14 protein-coding genes are annotated in these 17,733 nt (G+C 61.9%); 7 read left to right on the top strand and 7 right to left on the bottom strand.

The genetic code is table 11. The features are described 5' to 3' along the window. Positions 1–278 precede the first annotated feature (278 nt). The 3 genes from CV102_RS10150 (at position 279) to CV102_RS10140 (ending at position 3,301) form a co-directional block, all read left to right on the top strand. Positions 279–1,292, top strand: a complete 1,014-nt coding sequence (locus CV102_RS10150) for a glycosyltransferase (RefSeq protein ID WP_148857882.1) — start codon at positions 279–281, stop codon at positions 1,290–1,292. An 85-nt stretch (positions 1,293–1,377) separates the two neighbouring features. After that, the gene (locus CV102_RS10145) at positions 1,378–2,091 is read left to right on the top strand and encodes a phosphocholine cytidylyltransferase family protein (protein ID WP_187432924.1); all 714 of its coding nucleotides are present in this window, start codon (positions 1,378–1,380) and stop codon (positions 2,089–2,091) included. Between the two features lie 82 nt (positions 2,092–2,173). Then, complete coding sequence (locus tag CV102_RS10140) at positions 2,174–3,301, top strand: CDP-glycerol glycerophosphotransferase family protein (protein ID WP_187432923.1); 1,128 nt, start codon at positions 2,174–2,176, stop codon at positions 3,299–3,301. A 151-nt stretch (positions 3,302–3,452) separates the two neighbouring features. On the opposite strand, the gene CV102_RS10135 is transcribed toward CV102_RS10140, so the two are convergent. From CV102_RS10135 to CV102_RS10125, 3 genes are all read right to left on the bottom strand, one after another. Beyond that, positions 3,453–4,058, bottom strand: a complete 606-nt coding sequence (locus CV102_RS10135; RefSeq protein ID WP_148857880.1) for a hypothetical protein — start codon at positions 4,056–4,058, stop codon at positions 3,453–3,455. Between the two features lie 536 nt (positions 4,059–4,594). Beyond that, positions 4,595–7,606 carry a bacterio-opsin activator domain-containing protein gene (locus CV102_RS10130; RefSeq protein ID WP_148857879.1) on the bottom strand — a complete coding sequence of 1,004 codons (3,012 nt, stop codon included), beginning with the start codon at positions 7,604–7,606 and terminating at the stop codon, positions 4,595–4,597. A 206-nt stretch (positions 7,607–7,812) separates the two neighbouring features. Continuing rightward, complete coding sequence (locus tag CV102_RS10125) at positions 7,813–8,418, bottom strand: hypothetical protein (protein WP_148857878.1); 606 nt, start codon at positions 8,416–8,418, stop codon at positions 7,813–7,815. Between the two features lie 315 nt (positions 8,419–8,733). Here CV102_RS10125 and CV102_RS10120 point away from each other — a divergent pair, with 315 nt between their 5' ends. Together CV102_RS10120 and CV102_RS10115 are read left to right on the top strand one after the other, a co-directional pair. After that, positions 8,734–10,617, top strand: coding sequence for a hypothetical protein (locus CV102_RS10120; protein WP_148857877.1), 1,884 nt, complete (start codon positions 8,734–8,736; stop codon positions 10,615–10,617). A gap of 303 nt (positions 10,618–10,920) precedes the next feature. After that, positions 10,921–12,207, top strand: coding sequence for a polysaccharide deacetylase family protein (locus CV102_RS10115; RefSeq protein ID WP_148857876.1), 1,287 nt, complete (start codon positions 10,921–10,923; stop codon positions 12,205–12,207). Between the two features lie 90 nt (positions 12,208–12,297). Here CV102_RS10115 and CV102_RS10110 read toward each other — a convergent pair whose 3' ends face one another. The 3 genes from CV102_RS10110 to CV102_RS27000 form a co-directional block, all read right to left on the bottom strand. Continuing rightward, entirely contained in the window at positions 12,298–12,564 is a 267-nt protein-coding gene (locus tag CV102_RS10110) for a hypothetical protein (RefSeq protein WP_148857875.1), read from the bottom strand. An 85-nt stretch (positions 12,565–12,649) separates the two neighbouring features. Then, positions 12,650–13,339 carry an FxLYD domain-containing protein gene (locus CV102_RS10105; RefSeq protein WP_187432922.1) on the bottom strand — a complete coding sequence of 230 codons (690 nt, stop codon included), beginning with the start codon at positions 13,337–13,339 and terminating at the stop codon, positions 12,650–12,652. Continuing rightward, positions 13,336–13,467 carry a hypothetical protein gene (locus CV102_RS27000; RefSeq protein ID WP_267903119.1) on the bottom strand — a complete coding sequence of 44 codons (132 nt, stop codon included), beginning with the start codon at positions 13,465–13,467 and terminating at the stop codon, positions 13,336–13,338. The genes CV102_RS10105 and CV102_RS27000 overlap by 4 nt, the downstream gene beginning before the upstream one ends. A 311-nt stretch (positions 13,468–13,778) precedes the next feature. On the opposite strand from CV102_RS27000, the gene CV102_RS10100 reads away from it, so the two are divergent. Next, positions 13,779–15,635, top strand: coding sequence for a hypothetical protein (locus tag CV102_RS10100; protein WP_148857873.1), 1,857 nt, complete (start codon positions 13,779–13,781; stop codon positions 15,633–15,635). A gap of 230 nt (positions 15,636–15,865) precedes the next feature. Further along, positions 15,866–16,939 (top strand): DUF4352 domain-containing protein, encoded by a 1,074-nt coding sequence (locus tag CV102_RS10095; protein WP_148857872.1) that lies wholly within the window; start codon positions 15,866–15,868, stop codon positions 16,937–16,939. Positions 16,940–17,217: 278 nt separating this feature from the next. On the opposite strand, the gene CV102_RS25900 is transcribed toward CV102_RS10095, so the two are convergent. Beyond that, positions 17,218–17,394 (bottom strand): hypothetical protein, encoded by a 177-nt coding sequence (locus CV102_RS25900; protein WP_187432921.1) that lies wholly within the window; start codon positions 17,392–17,394, stop codon positions 17,218–17,220. Positions 17,395–17,733: the final 339 nt, after the last annotated feature.

The following is a 17,733-nucleotide window of genomic DNA, read 5'->3' as shown; positions in this document are numbered from 1 at the left end:
TCGAACCGGCGAATCGAGTGGAGACGTCGTAACGACTTCGTCTGAGTCGCTTCGTAACCTGCCCTCGATCGATGAACGTACCCTGAAGACGATGGGGTACCTGACTGCGTCGCCGCACGAGCGGTCGACGAATCGAGCGATGACCGCGACAGCAGAATCCGGCCCGTGTTGGGGCTGGAACCGTTCGAAACCGCCCTCGAGCCGATTCCCGGGCACCTAACTATTAGGTACCTGGTTGGCGTTAGACCCGTCGCTACCGCCGAACAGAGGGTGAAAAGATGCTACGACACGTACGACAACTCTTCGCGCGATCGCGACTGTCAACGGGGAAGACCGGCCTACTGGACCGACGGCTGCCGCTGTCCGTCGTCGTCCCGGTCTACAACGATCCCGCGGGGATCGAAACGACGCTACAGTCGCTTACGGACCAGACCCGTTCCGCCTCCGACTACGAAGTCCTGGTCGTCGACAACGGATCCGACGACGGAACCCGCGACGTGGTCCGAACGTACCGCGAGCGCTATCCCGAACTCGTGAGCCTCCTGGTCGAAGACGAAATCCAGAGTTCGTACGCTGCGCGCAACGAGGGCGTTCGGCACGCTCGCGGACAGATAATCGCGTTCGTCGACGCCGATATGACCGTCGACGAGACGTGGGCCGAGTCAGTCGTCGCGTCATTTCGTGAACATGGCTGGGACTACATGGGAAGCGAGATCGAAACCTACGTGGACGGTCCGGAATCGCTCACTGCGCTCTACGACCGAACGCTCGGGGGATTCCCGGTCGAGTTCTTTCTCGAGGAGCGTAACTTTACCGTGACCGCCTGTCTGGCCGTCCGACGAGAGGTGTTCGAGGAGGTGGGACTCTTCGATCCACGGTTCACCTCACAGGGTGACGGCGAGTTTGGAAAGCGCGTCCACGCGGCCGGATTCGATCAGCACTTCGAGCCCGGTATCACCATGTATCACCCGACTCGGACGACGCTATCGGCGTGGCTACGAAAACAGATCCGCATCGGTCGCGGCGCGATGCAGAAGCGAACGTACACCCCCGAACGGGTCGACCGGGCAGAACGCAGTCACCCGCTTTCCCCTCGAAAGTTTCTGCCGCCGCGACCGGGGCGCTTTTACGCCCGACTCAGCGACGCGACGAATCCGAATCTGCAGACGGCCGTCGGACTCTACGCGCTCGATTACCTGACCAAACTCGCCCGGGCCGTCGGCGCCGTCCTTGAGTGGCTCGAGCAGTCCCGGACCGGAACCCGTCCCAAACCGCCGTACGTGAAAGCGTGAATCGTCCTGTTATCGACAGTAGTAGTCGCTAACTGGTCAGTTCGCGTTGGCACGGGTATAATAACCCCATCGGTGTGGGAAGGCTATGGTCAGCCACCGTCGAGCAGTCATCCTCGCGGCCGGACAGGGAACACGACTCCAACCGCTCACCAACGGAACGCCCAAGACGCTCCTCGAAGTGAGCGGTCGGCCGATCCTGGATCACATCCTCGATTCGCTCGAAAAGAACGGGTACGAGGAGGTGATCGTAGTCACGGGATTCGAGAGCGAGCAGATCCGGAATCACTGTGAGCCACGAGCGAACTCCGGACTGGAGTTCGAGTTCGTCCACAGTGACCGGTTCGCGTCGACCAACAACATCTACTCGCTGTGGCTGGCGAGAGAGTACGCTGCCGGCGGTTTCACTCTCATAAACTCGGATACGCTCGTTCCGAGCCAGAGTCTGGGGAAACTGCAGCAGAAAGACGGTAGTGCTCTCCTCACCGATACCGAAAAGGAACTCGGGGACGAGGAGATGAAGGTCGCACTCGAAAACGGGTACGTCGAGGAGATTGGCAAGCACCTGGACGAAGCCGACGCCGAGTACACCGGTGTCTCGAAATTTAGCGCCGAGGACGCGCCGTCGCTGTTCGAGCGTATCCACCGCTTCATCGAACACGATGACGTCAACGAGTGGTACGAAAGTGCGTTCGACGATCTGTTCGACAGGACGGCAGTCGAACACGTCTCGGTCCAGAAGCCGTGGATAGAGATCGACACGCCGGCAGATCTCGAACTGGCGCGGGAGCGATGGGGATAACCCCGCCCTCTATTACAGGATGGTCCCCGTTCTCTCTCCGATCGTTCGATACGCACTTCGTGCGGTACTCTTCGTAGTCTCGTTGGTCGTCCCGCGAACGGATACCGTCTGGGTATTCGGAGCGGACGGTGGCCAGCGGTTCGTCGACAACTCGAAGTATCTCTACCTGTACGCGAACGCTCACCGCGGACATCTCAGAGCGGTTTGGCTCTCGAGGAACGACGACACCGTCAGGCGTCTACAGGAGATGGGGTACGAGGCGTATCGAACCGATTCCCTTTGGGGAATGTGGTTGAACCTTCGTTCGCAGTACGCGTTCGTGACCCACGGGATGCCCGACGTAAACAGGTGGTGTTCCGGCGGTGCGACGACGGTGGTTCTCTGGCACGGCGTCGCGCTGAAGCGGATCGGCTGGGACTACGATTACAGCGAATTTCGCGGAGTCCTGGCGAAGGGAAAGACCATCATCAAGCAGAATCTCATCGACCGGTTCGACTACGTCACCGTAACGAGCGACGCGATGATCGAGCCGTTCTCGTCTGCGTTTCGAATGGACCCGAATCGGATTTTGGTGACCGGCTATCCCCGAAACGACGTCTTGACTGAATCGCCAGCCGAGTCTGATCCCGGACCGAACGTGGAGGACGACGATGATCTCCGACGGCGCTGTGTTGACGAGACAGTACTGTTGTACGCCCCGACCAAGCACTGGGAAACGGACGGGAACGTCGTCGACCAGTTGGAACTGGCCGAACTCGAGCGACAGATGACCGAGATCGATGCACACCTCCTTTTCAAACCACATCCGGCAGAACCGTTCGATCTGGATGGAGCAGAGCGACACCGCCTCAGTCTGGTGCCAGAGGGAACCGATATCTACCCGCTATTGAAACACGTCGATGTGCTGATCACCGACTACTCCTCGATCTACTTTGATTATCTGCTGGTAGACAATCCGATCGTCTTCTATCCGTTCGATCTGGACGAGTACCGTTCGCACAGAGGATTCTACCTCGACTACGAGTCCGTTACGCCCGGACCGATCGCAACGACGTTTGACGGGCTGTTGCAGGGAATCGAGGAAGCACTCGACCACGACGAGTTCGCCGAAGAACGACGAGCGGTGCGTGAGACGTACCTTCGACCACCGAACACAGGACGGTGCGAGGCCGTCTGTGATCTGTTCGACCCCGCGGTGGAACGCGGTTGACCCGACCACAGGACACTCGTACACCGGCGGTTCACGGGCAGAACGTGGGCCAAAGGTCCACCGTCGGAACGAGGTCTCTGATCGATAGGACGGGGCGACGGCTGTGACGAATACGGTATTTTTGTTCGACAGCGACGAGATTAGGTGTTCGTCAGAAGAGATTACGGAGGTCGGGGTGATCGGCGTACCGTTCGATCACGTCGCTCCGATTAGGCGAGAAGTTCGTCTTCCGAAGTTCGTCTCTCAGGTCTTGCCACTCGACGTGTCGTCCGCGGATCATCACCGGTATCTCTTCGATTCCAGCGAGTTGCGCGATGACCAGTCGATGCCTCCCGTAGGACGTCTTCGAGAGTTCGCCGTTCTTGTACACGCTCACACCCACCTCGTTCAGCGCTGGGTGAACCGTGTCGTAACAGTGTTCGATCGCGCTTTTTTTCTCTTCTCTGAAGAGTTCCTGCTGTGATTTGAATCCTTCCTCGTGTATTTTGTCGTACAGCTCGTCGATATGATCGAAATACGCGCGAAGTTCGTCCGCCGTCTTACACCGGTGGTATGGAACGGAATCTCCCTGTAGCGCATCGGAGTAGGTCCGATACAGTTCCGTCTGCTCCCAGTCGATGCCGCGCTCGAAGTGTCTGTAGAACGACCTGTAGAACGTCCGTTGATTCATCTCGAGCAGTTCCCAATCTTCTTCGACGATTTCGCCGGGAGCGTGGTTCTCGGTGTCGTAGTACCGTATTTCGTTGGGATCGACCATGACGAGATTGAGGGGATTTGCGTCGCTTACCGTGGGAAACACTCTCGACCGGAGTTCGTAGTAATAGTAGACGACCGGGAGCGGAACGAACCCAATGGTCAGATGTTTTATTAGCCGGCGTCTCACGAACCTGTGCGCGATCGACAGTGTCCTGAGGGCCCCTTTCTCTGAGAGCGTCTTGAGGAACTTGTGAATCATTTCATCGACTTCGCAACCGGTAGCAGTAGTTCGGTTGCGTTCGACGTCTCACCGATGTCCCTGGCGAGAGAGTCAAGGGATCGAATCGCGTCGAACTGTAGCGATCCAAAAGGAGGTGATTTCGTGGTCTGTCCTCGTCGCGGATTCACCGCACTGGACCGGCGCCTGAACACGGAAACACCGAGAGTCCGGGAAGTGCTCGACGATAGCATGGAATCGTAGACATCCCTGTCGCGAGATACCGTCTTAATGCTTCGGGGGCGTCTAGCGACGGTTTCGGATCTGTTTCGAATACGAAGGAATCAGGGACATGTCCCGCTCGAGCGCGTGTCGATCGGTTACGCCGAGTCCTCGAAGAACGTAGATAACAGACACCAGTTGCCCCGCCGAAGGTGCTGGTGGAGCGTCGACGAGGAGACGCCGAGGGAGTCGGCGAGTTCCTCCGCGGTGATCTTCCGCGGCCAGTCGTAGTAGCCGGCGAAGTACGCCGACTCGAGCGCTGCGCGTTGCTTTTCCGTGAGCCGGTTCGCGACCGACTCGCGGAACGTGTCCGCGGTCGTCACCGGGTGTTCGCGGTCGCGCTTCGCGACGAGTTCGAGCGAGTCGAACTCGCGCTGGAACGCCGTGACGATCTCGCGGACGTCCGCCGTTTGCGGCGCTTCGACGATAACCGTCCCCTCACCGTTTTCCGCCACTGCGGAGCGGACCGTCGTCCCCATCTCGAGTCCGAACCGAACCATCGACCGCGACGTAACCGTCTGGAGGACGAATCTCCCGTCCTGTTTCGAGACCACGCGAGCGCGTTCGATGTTGGGTGTGTCCTCCGCGACCTCGAGAACGTCGGCGGGCTCGGCACCGGAGATCACGTCGTAGGTGATGATCCGGCCGTTCTCGATGGGGACCGCGCGCTGGAACTCGCAGCGGCAGTCGAGTTCCGCCGACACCTGCACGTAGAACACGCTGGGATCAGACAGGATGAACTCGAGTTCGACGATCGAATCCGAGAGGAGCAGTTCCCGGCTTTTGATCGCGTTCTTCGCGAAGCCGACGATCTTGCCGAGCGATTCGAATCCGGCGATCGCGTCCTCACAGAAGACATCGTCGCGGACGCTGTTGACGACGAGGACGCCGACCGTGCGCTCGCCGTACATGAGTGGAATCGCCGCGATCGCCTCCACGTCCTCGTCGGACTCGCCCGTCCCGTTGATGTCCGTGACGTGGTACTGGCGGACGACCTGCATCTCCGCGGTTTCGATCGCTCGTTCGACGGTCCCGCCGGCGATTCTCGAGAGCGGTGTTTTCGTGACCGCGTCGAGGTAGCTGTCTTCGATGCCGACACCGATGGCCATCCCGATCCGATCTCCGCTCCCTTCGATTCGACCGATCCAGGCGCTCCGGTAGAAATCCGACTCCACCAGGTGTTCACAGATCGTTCGATCGAGTTCCTCGCGGGTCGTCGCCGCTATCAGACCGGTACTGATCTCGTTGTTGACGGCGTTGATTCGGTTCAGCGTCTCGAGTTGGTCGTGCTGCTGGCGCAGTTCCCGTTCCTGTGTCCGGAGCAGGCGCGTTCGATCGGCCCGCGCGAGCGCCGCACCGATGGCCATCGCCAGCATCTCCGTGAGGTGGACGTCGCTGCCGTCGAAGGCTTCGTCGTCCCGGACGAGAACGCTGAGCACACCGTAGGAACCGATCGGAACGTGGAGGCTCGAGTTCTCGAAAACCGATGCAGGTTCGGACAGGTCGGTCTCCGGAATCACGTTGACCAGCGTCTCGTCGTTTCGGAACGCGCGTCCGGCGAGCGTTCCCTCCAGGTCGTAGGCGGCGCGGGTCTCGAGAAGTGTTTGTCCCCCCTCGGTCAGGGCGACGCACCTGAGGCGGTTCGCGTCCCGGTCGAAGAGTCGAACGCACGCGATCTCGAAGTCGAGGACGTTCTCGACCGCCTCGACGCCGATCTGGCCGATTTCGTCGCGCGTCTCCCCGCTCATCAGCTCGCGGGCGATCTCGTTGAGCCCCTCGAGTTGTTGTTCCCACGATTTCCGCTCGGTAACGTCGCGGGTAACGCAGACGATCCCGTCCTCGAGGAGCGTGAGCGAGTGTTCCTGATGGAACTGCGAGCCGTCCGCACGCTCGCCGAGGGCTTCACCGCGCCAGGACCCCTCCTCCAGAACGACCGGCATAACCTCCCGTTCGAGGCGCTCGACTTCGCCGTCCGGAAACAGGACTTGCCACGACGTGCCGACGAGTTCCGCGGGGTCGTCGTAGCCGTGCAGGTCGGCGAGTGCACGGTTTACGTAGCGAAATACACCACGGTCGTCGGAGATCCCGATTCCGTCCATCGAAGATTCCATCGCCGCCGAGCGGTGTCGAATCGCCGCTTCGGCGGCGAGGCGATCGAACGCAGCCAGGATCGTCGACGCAAGGGTGTCGACGAGGTTTCGGAGCGAATCGTCGATCGTATCGTCGCCGGTCGACCCGACAGTCAACAGACCGTACTCCCCGAGCGGGACGACGAGTCGTTTCTCGAGCCCGATTTCGGGATGTGCCGGCCGATCGATCTCGTGGTAGCCGTCGATGAGCTGCTCGTCGCCGTCCCGGAAGATCTCCATCTCGATCGTGCCCGAGCGAATCGGTGCGATGGCGGTCACGGCACTGTCGTCAGTCGCCGACGAGACGACCGGACTACTCGCGGCCGCAGGTTCGAGCACCTCCTCGTCCCGCTCGCACAGCCACACCGCCGCGTACGACCGACCGAGAATCGTCTGGACGAGCTCCACGGAAATCTGTGCGACAGCCGTTTTCGTACTGGCGGTGTACAGTTTCCGACTCGCGTCGGAGAGCGCCTCGAGTTGTGCCTCGTAGACCTCCTGTTCGAAGTCATCGTGGGCGATTTCGAAGACGGACGGACGGCCGTCGATCTCGATTTTCGTCGCGGTACGGGAATCGGTCTGCTGTGGCGTTCGGTCGCCCGTTGTGCGGTTACCAGTGACCTGAAACGTCACGGCGAGATACTGGTTCCGCTCGTCGTCGACTTCTGCGGCGGTGAGAGCGACCGGAATCTTCTCGCCGGACTCGTGGACGAGCGAGCACTCGACGCCACGAGGACGCTGGTCGGTGCTCGACGCCGCCTGTTTGCGAATCGTCTCCAGTGGGGCAGACCCACGGTTCGGAAAGAGAGTCGCGATCGGCTGTTCGAGCAACGCTTCGGATTCGTATCCCAGAAGTTCAGTAACGTGCGGATTCGCAAAAACGATCGTCCCGTCACTATCCAGTAAAACGACGCCGTCGGTGACGGTAGCAACCACGTCGTTGAAGAACGGGTCGGCAAGGCGTGTGTGAATGTCTACCATAGTCAGTGAATAGAAGGCTCTCACAGTTCATAAACGTGTGACTATCGTTACATTATTTTGGTGATAATTTATTCGGGAACAGTCGTTCGAACTCGCAAAACCGCCGGCTCGCGTTTTTTCGTTACCGATATTTGTAACGTACTCCGTTCGTCAGCCGTGACGATTCCGTCTCGCGTTCGCCCCTGTTAGGGTCGCCGGAACGGAGACTATTCGTCGGTTTCGACGACGATTCGAACGTCGTCACCGTCCTGGAGCACGTACTGTTCCGGATCGACCGGTTCGCCGTCGACGGTGACGGAGACGGTCGTTCCGTCGTCGTCGGTCGTGAACCGCTCGCCGTCGACGACGAGGGTGTCCTCCGAGACGTCCATTCCGAGCGTCATCATCGCGTACTCGAGGGTCACGTTCTCGCAGTGGACGTGCCACATCTCGGCGTTGTCGTGGGCGTGGAAGTGGAAGCAGCCGTCCTGCTCGATGTACTGGACGTCGTCGAAGTCGACGACCGTGTCGTCGTACTGGACGACGATATCGCCGTGAATGTGTGTCTGTGCATCCGTCGCAGGTTGTTGGACGGCGGCGTTCGCCACCGGCGCGGGCGTCACGAAAATTGCCAGGTACGCGACGGCGAACAGGACGAGAACGGCGATGCCGAGCACGTACGGTTTGAAATTTCGCGGCGCGGACGCTCGCTTGCGCTCGTCGACGAGCCGTCGGTCGAGTCCGTGGAGTTCGTCACTGTGCGCGCGCTCGAGGTGCGTTACGTACTCGTCTTCGGCTACCGAAGTACTGCAGTAGGGGCATGTTTTCGTCATCGCTGTTCGATACGAAGAGTCACTGCTCGAACGGACATCAACGGGAGACGAAAAACGGAGACGATGATTCCCGATTCTTCGCTCACCGTCGATCTCGGTCTACGTCGGCGCCCGACGCGCGGTCTATTATAAAGTGGTTTGGAGCCAATCGCGGGGACGACAACTGCTCCAAAAACGGGCGCCGATCGCCGTCAAATAGCGAGAACCGTCCCGTTTCTTCCCCAGATTTCGTCGCCCGTTCTTGAGCGCACCGGGCGGAGAATGGGGTAAGCTGCCCGAGAGAGCAGTCTACCCAGATGAGGCTACGAACAGGAAATGATACACGAATTTGGCATAATCACAGCCATCGCCCTCATCGTGTTGGCCGGTGCGATCGGTGCGGGTGGCGTCGTCGGCCCCGATGATCACGTTGTCGTCTACACCCTGGACGACGAGCGATGTGATGTGAGCGAACAGACGGACGAGGTTATCGCGTACGAAAACGACCTCGACGAACGAGATAGCGAGAGCGAGAGTGATCGGGAGCGCGGGAACCTCGATCACAGCGAGAGCGATAGCGAGCGCGACCTGAGTGAAAGCGATAGCGCGAGTGCGAGCGCGAGCGACAGCGATCTCTCGGAGAGCGAACGCAGTGACCGCGACAGCGCGAGTGAGAGCGCGAGCGACAGCGACCGGGTCGATTCGGAGGTGAACGACCGGGACGAACAGCGCGATAGCTACAGCGAGCGCGACGCGAGCACCGTCGACGAAAGCGACACCGACCGGTCGGAGAGCGAGGTCGACGACAGAGACATCGAGAACACCCAGGACGACCGCGAGAGCGAACGTGACTCGAGCGACGCGTCCGACAGCGAAAGCGAGAGCGACAGTACCCAAAGCGAGAGCGAACGCAACGACAACGACAGCACGTACGACGAAACCGAGAGCGACTCGAGCGAACGCGACGACGAGGCCAGTTCGAGCGACAGCGACTCGAGCGAGAGCGAGCGCGACGCCAGCGAGAGCGACGTCGACAACGATCGGACCGATCTCGACGAGAGCGAGTCCGACTCGAGCGACTCCGCCGAAAGCGAACGCGACAGCGCGTCCGACTCGAGCGACCGCGACGAGAGCGAGCGCGACAGCAGCGACAGCGAACGGTCGGAACACGACTCCGACCGCGACGAGAGCGAACGCGGCGAAAGCGAGAGCGAGAGCAGCGAGAGCGACGAGAGCGACGAGAACTCCGAGTCCGACGAACGGGACAGCTTCGACGGCGATTCCGACCGCGAGAGCTTCGACCGCGTCGAGAGCGAGAACGTCGGCGACCGCACTGCCCGCGACGAGATCGACCGCGAAGAGGTCGAACGCGATCTCAGCGAGAGCGAGAGCGACGCCGAAGAGAGCGCTTCCGACGAGAGCGAGCGCGACAGTAGCGAGAGCGACGACAGCAACACCGAAAGCGAACGCGACGGTGAAGCGAGCAGCGAGAGCGACGCGGAGCGCAGCGAATCGAGCGATCAGGGCTCCGAGAATAGCAGCGACGAGAGCGAACGCGAAAGCAACGACAGCGACAGCGATCGCGAGAGCGCCTCGAGCAGCAGCGACGAGAGCGACCGCAGCGTCAGCGAGACCGCCAACGACAACGCCGAGAGCGAACTCGACGCCGCCGACAGCGAGAGCGCGCGCGACTCGAGCGAGTCGAGCGACAGCGAGCGCGGCAGTTCGAGCAGCGAGAGCGAGCGCGACGGCAGCACGTACACCGACGAACTCGACGAAAGCGAGCGCGACCGCAGCGAGGACAGCGAGTCCGAACTCGAGGCCGACAGCGAGAGCGATACCGGCACCGACGAACGGCTCCAGTCCGAGTCCGCGAGCGACAGTGAGAGCGAACGCGACAGCGCGTCCGACTCGAGCGACCGGGACCTGAGCGAGAGCGAAAGTGAGAGCGCGAACGAGAGCGAACGCGATCTGAGCGAAAGCGATAGCGACCTCGACACGCGCGAGACGACCCGGAACGACAGCGACCGCGACCGCGATACGCGGACCTCACAGAGCGAGACCGAGGATACGACCCGCGAACAACAGTCCGACGAGGACTGTGAAACGGTCTCCGAACGCCTCCTCGTGACCGACGAGAGCTACGACGAACTGCGAGAGAAGGGCGCGATCGAGGAGAACGACGACGGGACCTTCGACATCGACGTCTCCAAACTCTGAGGAAGCCACACTTCCGCCGATCGTCTTTTTATCGAAACGCGATACTCGGGGAGCGGTAGGTGTAGCATTCCTGGCATTCTGACCAAGTGAACGAGACGATGCGACGAATCGAGACTGCGCCGATCGCTGGACTTCCCAACGGCGACCGACTGGCCATCGTCGAAGTCGGAGGATCGGTTCTGCGGCGGACGTGCCGATCACGGTCGCCGATCACCTCGAATTATCGTCGCAGTATAGACGGCTGCGCTCGTGATACCGAGAGCATAACAATCCATCAGTTCAGGGTGTAGTTTCGATGTTTCGATGGATCGACGAACCTATCTTGCAACGGGAGTCGCGATTGCCCTCGGCGGGTGTACGGAGCTCGGCGGACCAGGGGAATCAGACACGAACGACGAGCACTCGAGCGATAGCGACGAGTCGACCGGCGGTACCGCCAGCGATTCTGACGACGCCGACGACTCCGACGAGGACGACTATCCGGAACTGGTCGGGACGTTCGACGACTTCGAGGATCTCGACGAGTGGTGGACGTGGCAGGACATCGGCTCGCTGCAAGCGGACGCGAGTCGCTCCTACGACGGCTCGCAGTCGGCGCTCCTCACGTCGTCGACGGAATCGGACGGGCAGGTCCGCATCCGTCGCGAACTGGACGAACCCATCGACGTCCGAGACGTCGCACCCGGGATCGCCACGGCCACCGATACGGACCAGGGAGTAGTGCGGATCCAACTCCAGGACGAAGACGCCCACTACGTCGAGTACAGCCAGCAGATTCAGGGCGATATGCCGCTGACTCGCACCAACTTCGGCATTACCCGCGTGCGAGGGGAGCCGGACCTGAGCAAGGTCGTCGTCCTGCAGATCATCCGCTGGTTCGGCGACGACGCCGAGGGCCAACAGTGGGTCGACGACTTCCACTTCGTCCCCAATATCGATCCGGGTAAAGTGATGCTCCAGTTCCACGGCGGCTACGAGACCCACTACACGGAGGCGCTGTCGCGCCTCGAGGAGTACGACTTCCCGGCAACCGCGTTCGTACCGACCGGCCGACTCCGGTCCGATCCCGCCGTCGAGGGCGACCGGCTCACGCGCGACCAACTCGACGAACTCGCCGCCGCGAACTGGACGATCGGTGCGCAGCCGGCTACCGGCATGCCACTCGGAAACGTCGATTCGGACCGGTTAGAAGACGTCATCGTCGATCCGATCGACTGGCTCTCCGGCGAAGGCTACGAAGATGGTGCCCGCTTCTTCGCGTTTCCCGCCTCCCGGTACACCGAGGAATCGTACGAACTCGTCAAAGAGCACTACGACCTCGCGTTCGCGGGCCGCTCTCGATCCCAGGGCTACGCGGGTAATCCGCACCTCTGTTCGAGAGCCACCGCTTCGTCCCCGGAGGAGGCGACGGAACTGCTCGACTGGACGGTGGAGTGGGGCGGGATCACGACCATCGCATTTCACCAACTCGACGATCCGACCGCACTCGAGGCGCTCGACGAGACGCTCGCCTCCCTCGAGGAACACGCGTCGGCGGGCGACCTCGAGGTGATCACGCCCGCGGAGATGGCCGACGAGTACGTCTACTGAGGGGGACGTTCCTGATTCGGTCGGCGATCGGGCGCGAACTCGGAGACCGTCGGTTCGGTGCGGGACGTGAGATCACGATCTCACGGGTACTTACAGCGCCTCGCCACAGAAGCGACAACTCTCACGGCCCCGCTTCTCGAGCGAACGACAGTGCTCACACGTGACGTTCTGCTGGGTGCGTCTCCTCTCCTCGCGACCCCGTTCCCGCTCGCGGACTCGTAAAACCAGACCGCTGCCGATGAGAAGGACGCCGAGCACCGCGACTAACAGCAACGAGGGCGGCAACGCCAGCATGAGGTACGACACCGGTATCGCGATCGTGATCACTCCGGAATAGATGAGGGCGTTCGGGTTCATGCGTGCTAACTTATAGTTATACTATCGTGAATGTTCGGTCCGAAACGTCCCTCGGCGCGTTCGAATGGACGTCGGTTCAGAACCGCTAGAAGGCTGAACTCGTCACGATCGCCGTGTGATCGGCCACGTCGTCCGCCCGATCCCGACCGTCCCAGACGCACTCGAACGAGCGCGTCTCGCCGTTCGGCACGTCCGTTTCGTTCACCCACCCGTCGCCAAGGACGACGCCCTCGTCGTCGAAGAGCAGCGCGATCACGTCGACGTTCGGCTGCGTTTCGCCGGTGTCGTTGCCGAACCGACCCGTAACGACGACGTCGTCGCCATCGATCTCCACGTCGCTCTCGATAACCTCGAGCCCTCCGGGAACGGTCAGCGGGTCGGGGTCGACCCGGCCGTCGACCGTGAAGTCGGTGACCGAGGTCGCGTCCGAACCGTCGTAGTAGACACGGGCCTGCCAGGTCTTTCCGGCGCTGAGCATCCCGAGGTGCGCGAGGTCGGTGTCGAGGTAGTCGCCGCGGGAATCGTACCAGTCGGTCTCGAGGGTGATCCAGCCCGACGCGACGTCACCGACGTTTTCGACCGTCACCGCGAGGTAGGTGACGGACGCCTCGTCGTCGACGACGAGTTCGTGGTCGGTGATATCGAGAATCGCTTCGTCCGAGTCGTCCTCACCGTCCGTCGACTCCTGGGCCGCCATCACCGGAGTCATCCGACTGGAGATGCCTGCCATCCCGATCAGCGCCGCGGCACCGACGAGGAAGTCCCGACGGATCATCGCCGGTCTCCGCAGCCGAGCGTCCGCCGTCGATCCGTCCAGCCGCGGGTACAGTACGCGGGGTCGAACGGTTTCGTTCGCTCGAGTGGATCCGAGGCGATTCCCGATCCGATCAGTATGGTCGTCATTACCCGACGTGTAAGGAGAGTGTCGTCTTGACCAGTGGGTGAACGATGGCGGCTGAACGGGTCGAATCGGGTCGATCCTCTCGAGGTGGAGGAGCTCTGGCGACAGAGCACGCTCGAGGGCGCGAGCGACCATCCGGCCGAGCGCCGGCTTCGCGATGGGTCCTATCGGACCCGGAGTGATGCCAAACGGCGTCGATCGCCCCCATTCTTCGCCGGCCTTCGTCTCCGGTTTTTGTAGCCGTTGCGCCGATGTTCGGGTAGCCTAGTGGGCCGACCAGTATGCGGTGGACAGCTAGGTACAGAGAACACAGATGAGACGAGAATTTGTTATTATCACACTCATCGGCCTGATCGTGTTAGCCGGCGCAGTCGGCGCAGGCGGCGTTATCGGAAGCGACGCCAGCCCGGAAGCACTCAACACGAGCGACGTCGATCGATGTGATTCGAGCGAACACGACGACGAGGACAGTAGTACCGTCGACGAATCTGACGAGAGCGACAGCGACAGTCAGAGTGAGTCGGAACGATCCAGTAGTGACAGTAGTGAAAGCGACAGCACTCACGACGTGTCCGAACGCGACAGTTCGAGCGACAGCGACAGCGACCGCGAACTGAGCGAGAACGACGCCTCGGACAGCGACAGCGCGAGTGACAGCGCGAGCAAGAGTGAGGAGTCCGACTCCGAGATCAACGACCGCGACGAACAGCGCGACAGCTCCAGCGAGCGCGACGTCAGCAACGTCGACGAGAGCGAGCGCAACGTCAGCGAGGACGAGACCGACGAGAACGACATCGAGAACATCCAGGACGACCGCGAGAGCGCGTCCGACTCGAGCGACTCCTCAGACAGCGAGAGCGACAGCGACAGCACCTCAAGCGAGCGCAACAGCAACAACAACGACAGCACGCTCGAGGAGAACGAGAGCAACGAGAGCGACAGCGACGAAGCTGCCAGCTCCAGCGACAGCGACGAGAGCGAGAGCGAATTCGACAGCAGCGAGAGCAACGTCGACAACGACAGCAACGACCGCGACGAGAGCGAAAGCAGCTCGAGCGACTCGAGCGACAGCGAGCGCGACGCGGCGGCCAGCTCCTTCGACAGCGACGAGAGCGAGAGCGACAGTAGCGAGCGCGACAGCGCCTCGAGCGACTCCGAGACCGACTCCAGCGAGTCCGATCTGAGCGAGAGCGACGAGAGCGAGAGCGACGAGAGCGAGAGCAGCGCCGAACACGACGAACGGGATTCCGTCGAACGCGGCGACTCCGACCGCGACAGCTTCGACGTCATCGAAAGTGACAGCGACAGCGACAGCAGCTCCAGCGACTCGAGCGACCGCGAGGAGAGCAGCAGCGACCTGAGCGAGAGCGCCTCCGACGACCGCGAGAGCGCCTCCGACGAGAGCAGCAGCGACCTGAGCGAGAGCGACGACCGCGAGAGCGCGAGCGAGAGCGACTCGAGCGACTCCGACGAGAGCGAGCGCAACGTCAGCGAATCCAGCGACCAGGGCTCCGAGAGCAGCGCCGACGAGAGCTCGAGCGACAGCAGCGACAGCGACAGCGACCGCGACAGCGCCTCGAGCAGCAGCGACGCCAGCGACCGCAGCGTCAGTCAGTCCGACAACGACAACGCCGAGAGCGAACTCGACAGCAGCGACAGCGACAGCGACCGCGAGTCGAGCAGCTCCGACGACAGCGAGCGCAGTAGCTCCAGCCTCACCAGCGAGCGCGACGGTAGCACGAACACCGTCGACAACGACCTGAGCGAGAGCGACCGCAGCGAGAGCAGCGAATCCGAACTCGAAACCGACAGCGAGAGCGACGACGGTATCGACGCGATCGAAAGCTCCAGCTCGGAGAGCGAAAGCTCGAGCGACAGTGACAGCTCCAGTGACGCCAGCGACCGCGACGTCAGCGAGAGCTCGAACGACAGCTCCAGCGACAGCGAACTCGACGAGAGCGAGAGCGACAGCGAGCGCGACGAAAGCGAGACGACCAGAAGCAGCAGCGACAGCGACAGTGACAGCGAGCGCTCGGAGAGTGTGAGCGAGGACTCGAGTTCCTCCTCGGGCTCCGACGACGACTGTGACTCGTTCGGCTCGGGCGTCGACTCCATGACGATGCCCTACGTGGGCACCGCCGTGCCGATCGCAGCTGTCTACCTGAACTGAGACCGTCCAGCGGCGGACGCGAACCAACCGACTCCCCGTCCGGGGATCATTTTTGTGACCATGACACCAGTACCAGTTACCGACAGGGTCGTCCGTATCGATCGGTATCAGACGGCCAACTGGTTTCGCCCGTATCGCGAAAGCGATCCGATCCTCCCGTCGTCACCGACCCCGGATCGACGCCATTTTTCACCGACTCTATAGGCTTGCTGACCGCGTTCGTACGCCAAATGAGACGAAGGACGTTCGTCGGCGTTGCTGGAGTGAGCCTCCTCGGACTCGCGGGCTGCACCGGAACTCGCAGCGAGACCGAGCCAGCGGCCGACTCGAGAGACGACGAGACGAGCCAGCCGACCACCGAGAACAGTGTACCGAACGATCGCGACGGCTCGGAAGCGGACGACGAGTCGACCGACCGGACAGTTGCCGTCGGCGAACTCGTCGAGGGAGACGAAGTACAGTTCGTCGTCAGCGACGTGGGCCGTCGGGACGCCTTCGACGGACTCGTCCTCGAGGAGGACCGGTTCGGCGCCGGTATCGACGATGACGACGAACAGCGGCAGGCCAGCGACGGCCACGAGTTCGTCGTCGTCGAACTCGCCGTTCAGAACACGACCGACGAGACCTTCGTGCCGCTGGGCAGTGCATTCCAGCCGGTGCTGCAGGACTACGAGGAACAAGCGTACGAACAGGTTCGATCGGTGAGTAGCGTGGCGCTCGCGGAGGGGTCGCTCGCACCCGGAGAAGTCGAACGCGGCGAACTCGCGTACGAAATTTCGACCGGCCGGTCCGTCTCGACGCTCACGCTCGACGACGACGCGGCCGAACCGTTCGGCGTCGACGGACTCGCCGTCGATCTCGAGGACGAAGCCGACGAGATCGCGACCCTCGAGCAGGAGCTCCGGGTTCCGGTCCACGAGTTCGGAACGGTGGTCGACCACGACGGCCTCGAGATCGCCGTCGATCAGCTGGGGTCCGGGAACAACCTCGGCCCGTTCTTCGAGCCCGAAGACGACCACGAGTTCGTCGTCGTCGGCATCACCGTGACGAACGACTCCGGCGACGACCAGGAGGTTTCGATCGCGGATTACGGACGGCTCAAGGACGACGCCGGCTGGAGCTACCCGGAGGATCCCGACGTGCTGTCGTCGCTCGAGCAGTTCGACGAGCCGGCGCAGCTCAAAGACGGCGACAGTGAGGAGGGGGCGGTCGCCTATCAGGTCGAACAGGGCCGCGGCCAGCTGTACTGGACCCTCGAGTTACCGGAGTGGGACGATGGAAAGGAGTTCTGGCAGCTCCGGTAGCCGACCAACAGTCTCGGCGCGGCTCGTTCGCGGCCCCGATGCTCCGTCTGCGAAAGCAGAGGGACAACGACGTCGAAGCGGACGCGATTTCGGGGCGGTTTCGATCGAAGACTCGAGTCTGCAGCCGGTTACTGTTTCAAACTCAGCGAGGTGCGCTCGCCGGATACTGTGGGATCTGGCGCTCGGTAGACGCGGGGGACGTGGAAAGCTTCGGCGACCGCGTAGAATCAGGATATCTCACCCGTAATAGGGGGTAGTCGCTGCCGAATCGGGAGCATTCACAGACGAGGATGGGTCATCTGGAGGCCGTCTTTGGTGTTGAGCTCGTACGTTGCCATCATGAGCCCAACCACCTCGGGGTTCGATGGTTCGTAGCCGAGTTGCTCCTCCATCGTGTGCTTGATCTCCTCAAATCGGTTACTCTTCGATCCGTATAGCTTGATGTGTGACGTCATTGTTCTGTTCCTGTCGTGTCGTTTCGGTTCTGTTCAGTGGATCCCAGTCGTGGTCCGTTCGGTGTCGATACCCCGCGGTTCCGTTCTCGGCTGGATTACTTGCGCACGCGTGATCAGTCGTCGATCCGTACTGTGCCACCGTCAGTGACCGTCGTTCCGCCCGCCGCCGATGCGCCGCGAAACGACGAGCGAGTCGAGCAGCCACGTGTTCGATGGATCGAAACGGTTCGCTTCGGATGAGGAACGAAATTCCCCTCTCACGTGATCACCGATTACTCAGATGCCCCGTATGACAAAGAACAGGGGGCCTATGTAGTGGGAAGTTCCCTACCCTACGTC

Source organism: Natronococcus pandeyae (assembly GCF_008122205.1).
In the GTDB taxonomy this organism is placed as follows: Archaea; Halobacteriota; Halobacteria; order Halobacteriales; family Natrialbaceae; genus Natronococcus; species Natronococcus pandeyae.
Note: the sequence above shows the minus strand (reverse complement) of the source record. Positions and strands in the feature narration are given on the sequence as shown.

What these genes read in the sequence shown, in the direction of transcription:
- CV102_RS10150 (WP_148857882.1), top strand. Translation starts at nt 279, where the DNA reads ATGCTACGACACGTACGACAACTCTTCGCGCGATCGCGACTGTCAACG.
- CV102_RS10145 (WP_187432924.1), top strand. Translation starts at nt 1,378, where the DNA reads ATGGTCAGCCACCGTCGAGCAGTCATCCTCGCGGCCGGACAGGGAACA.
- CV102_RS10135 (WP_148857880.1), bottom strand. Translation starts at nt 4,058, where the DNA reads ATGGTCGATCCCAACGAAATACGGTACTACGACACCGAGAACCACGCT.
- CV102_RS10130 (WP_148857879.1), bottom strand. Translation starts at nt 7,606, where the DNA reads ATGGTAGACATTCACACACGCCTTGCCGACCCGTTCTTCAACGACGTG.
- CV102_RS10125 (WP_148857878.1), bottom strand. Translation starts at nt 8,418, where the DNA reads ATGACGAAAACATGCCCCTACTGCAGTACTTCGGTAGCCGAAGACGAG.
- CV102_RS10120 (WP_148857877.1), top strand. Translation starts at nt 8,734, where the DNA reads ATGATACACGAATTTGGCATAATCACAGCCATCGCCCTCATCGTGTTG.
- CV102_RS10115 (WP_148857876.1), top strand. Translation starts at nt 10,921, where the DNA reads ATGGATCGACGAACCTATCTTGCAACGGGAGTCGCGATTGCCCTCGGC.
- CV102_RS10110 (WP_148857875.1), bottom strand. Translation starts at nt 12,564, where the DNA reads ATGAACCCGAACGCCCTCATCTATTCCGGAGTGATCACGATCGCGATA.
- CV102_RS10105 (WP_187432922.1), bottom strand. Translation starts at nt 13,339, where the DNA reads ATGATCCGTCGGGACTTCCTCGTCGGTGCCGCGGCGCTGATCGGGATG.
- CV102_RS27000 (WP_267903119.1), bottom strand. Translation starts at nt 13,467, where the DNA reads ATGACGACCATACTGATCGGATCGGGAATCGCCTCGGATCCACTCGAG.
- CV102_RS10100 (WP_148857873.1), top strand. Translation starts at nt 13,779, where the DNA reads ATGAGACGAGAATTTGTTATTATCACACTCATCGGCCTGATCGTGTTA.
- CV102_RS10095 (WP_148857872.1), top strand. Translation starts at nt 15,866, where the DNA reads ATGAGACGAAGGACGTTCGTCGGCGTTGCTGGAGTGAGCCTCCTCGGA.
- CV102_RS25900 (WP_187432921.1), bottom strand. Translation starts at nt 17,394, where the DNA reads ATGACGTCACACATCAAGCTATACGGATCGAAGAGTAACCGATTTGAG.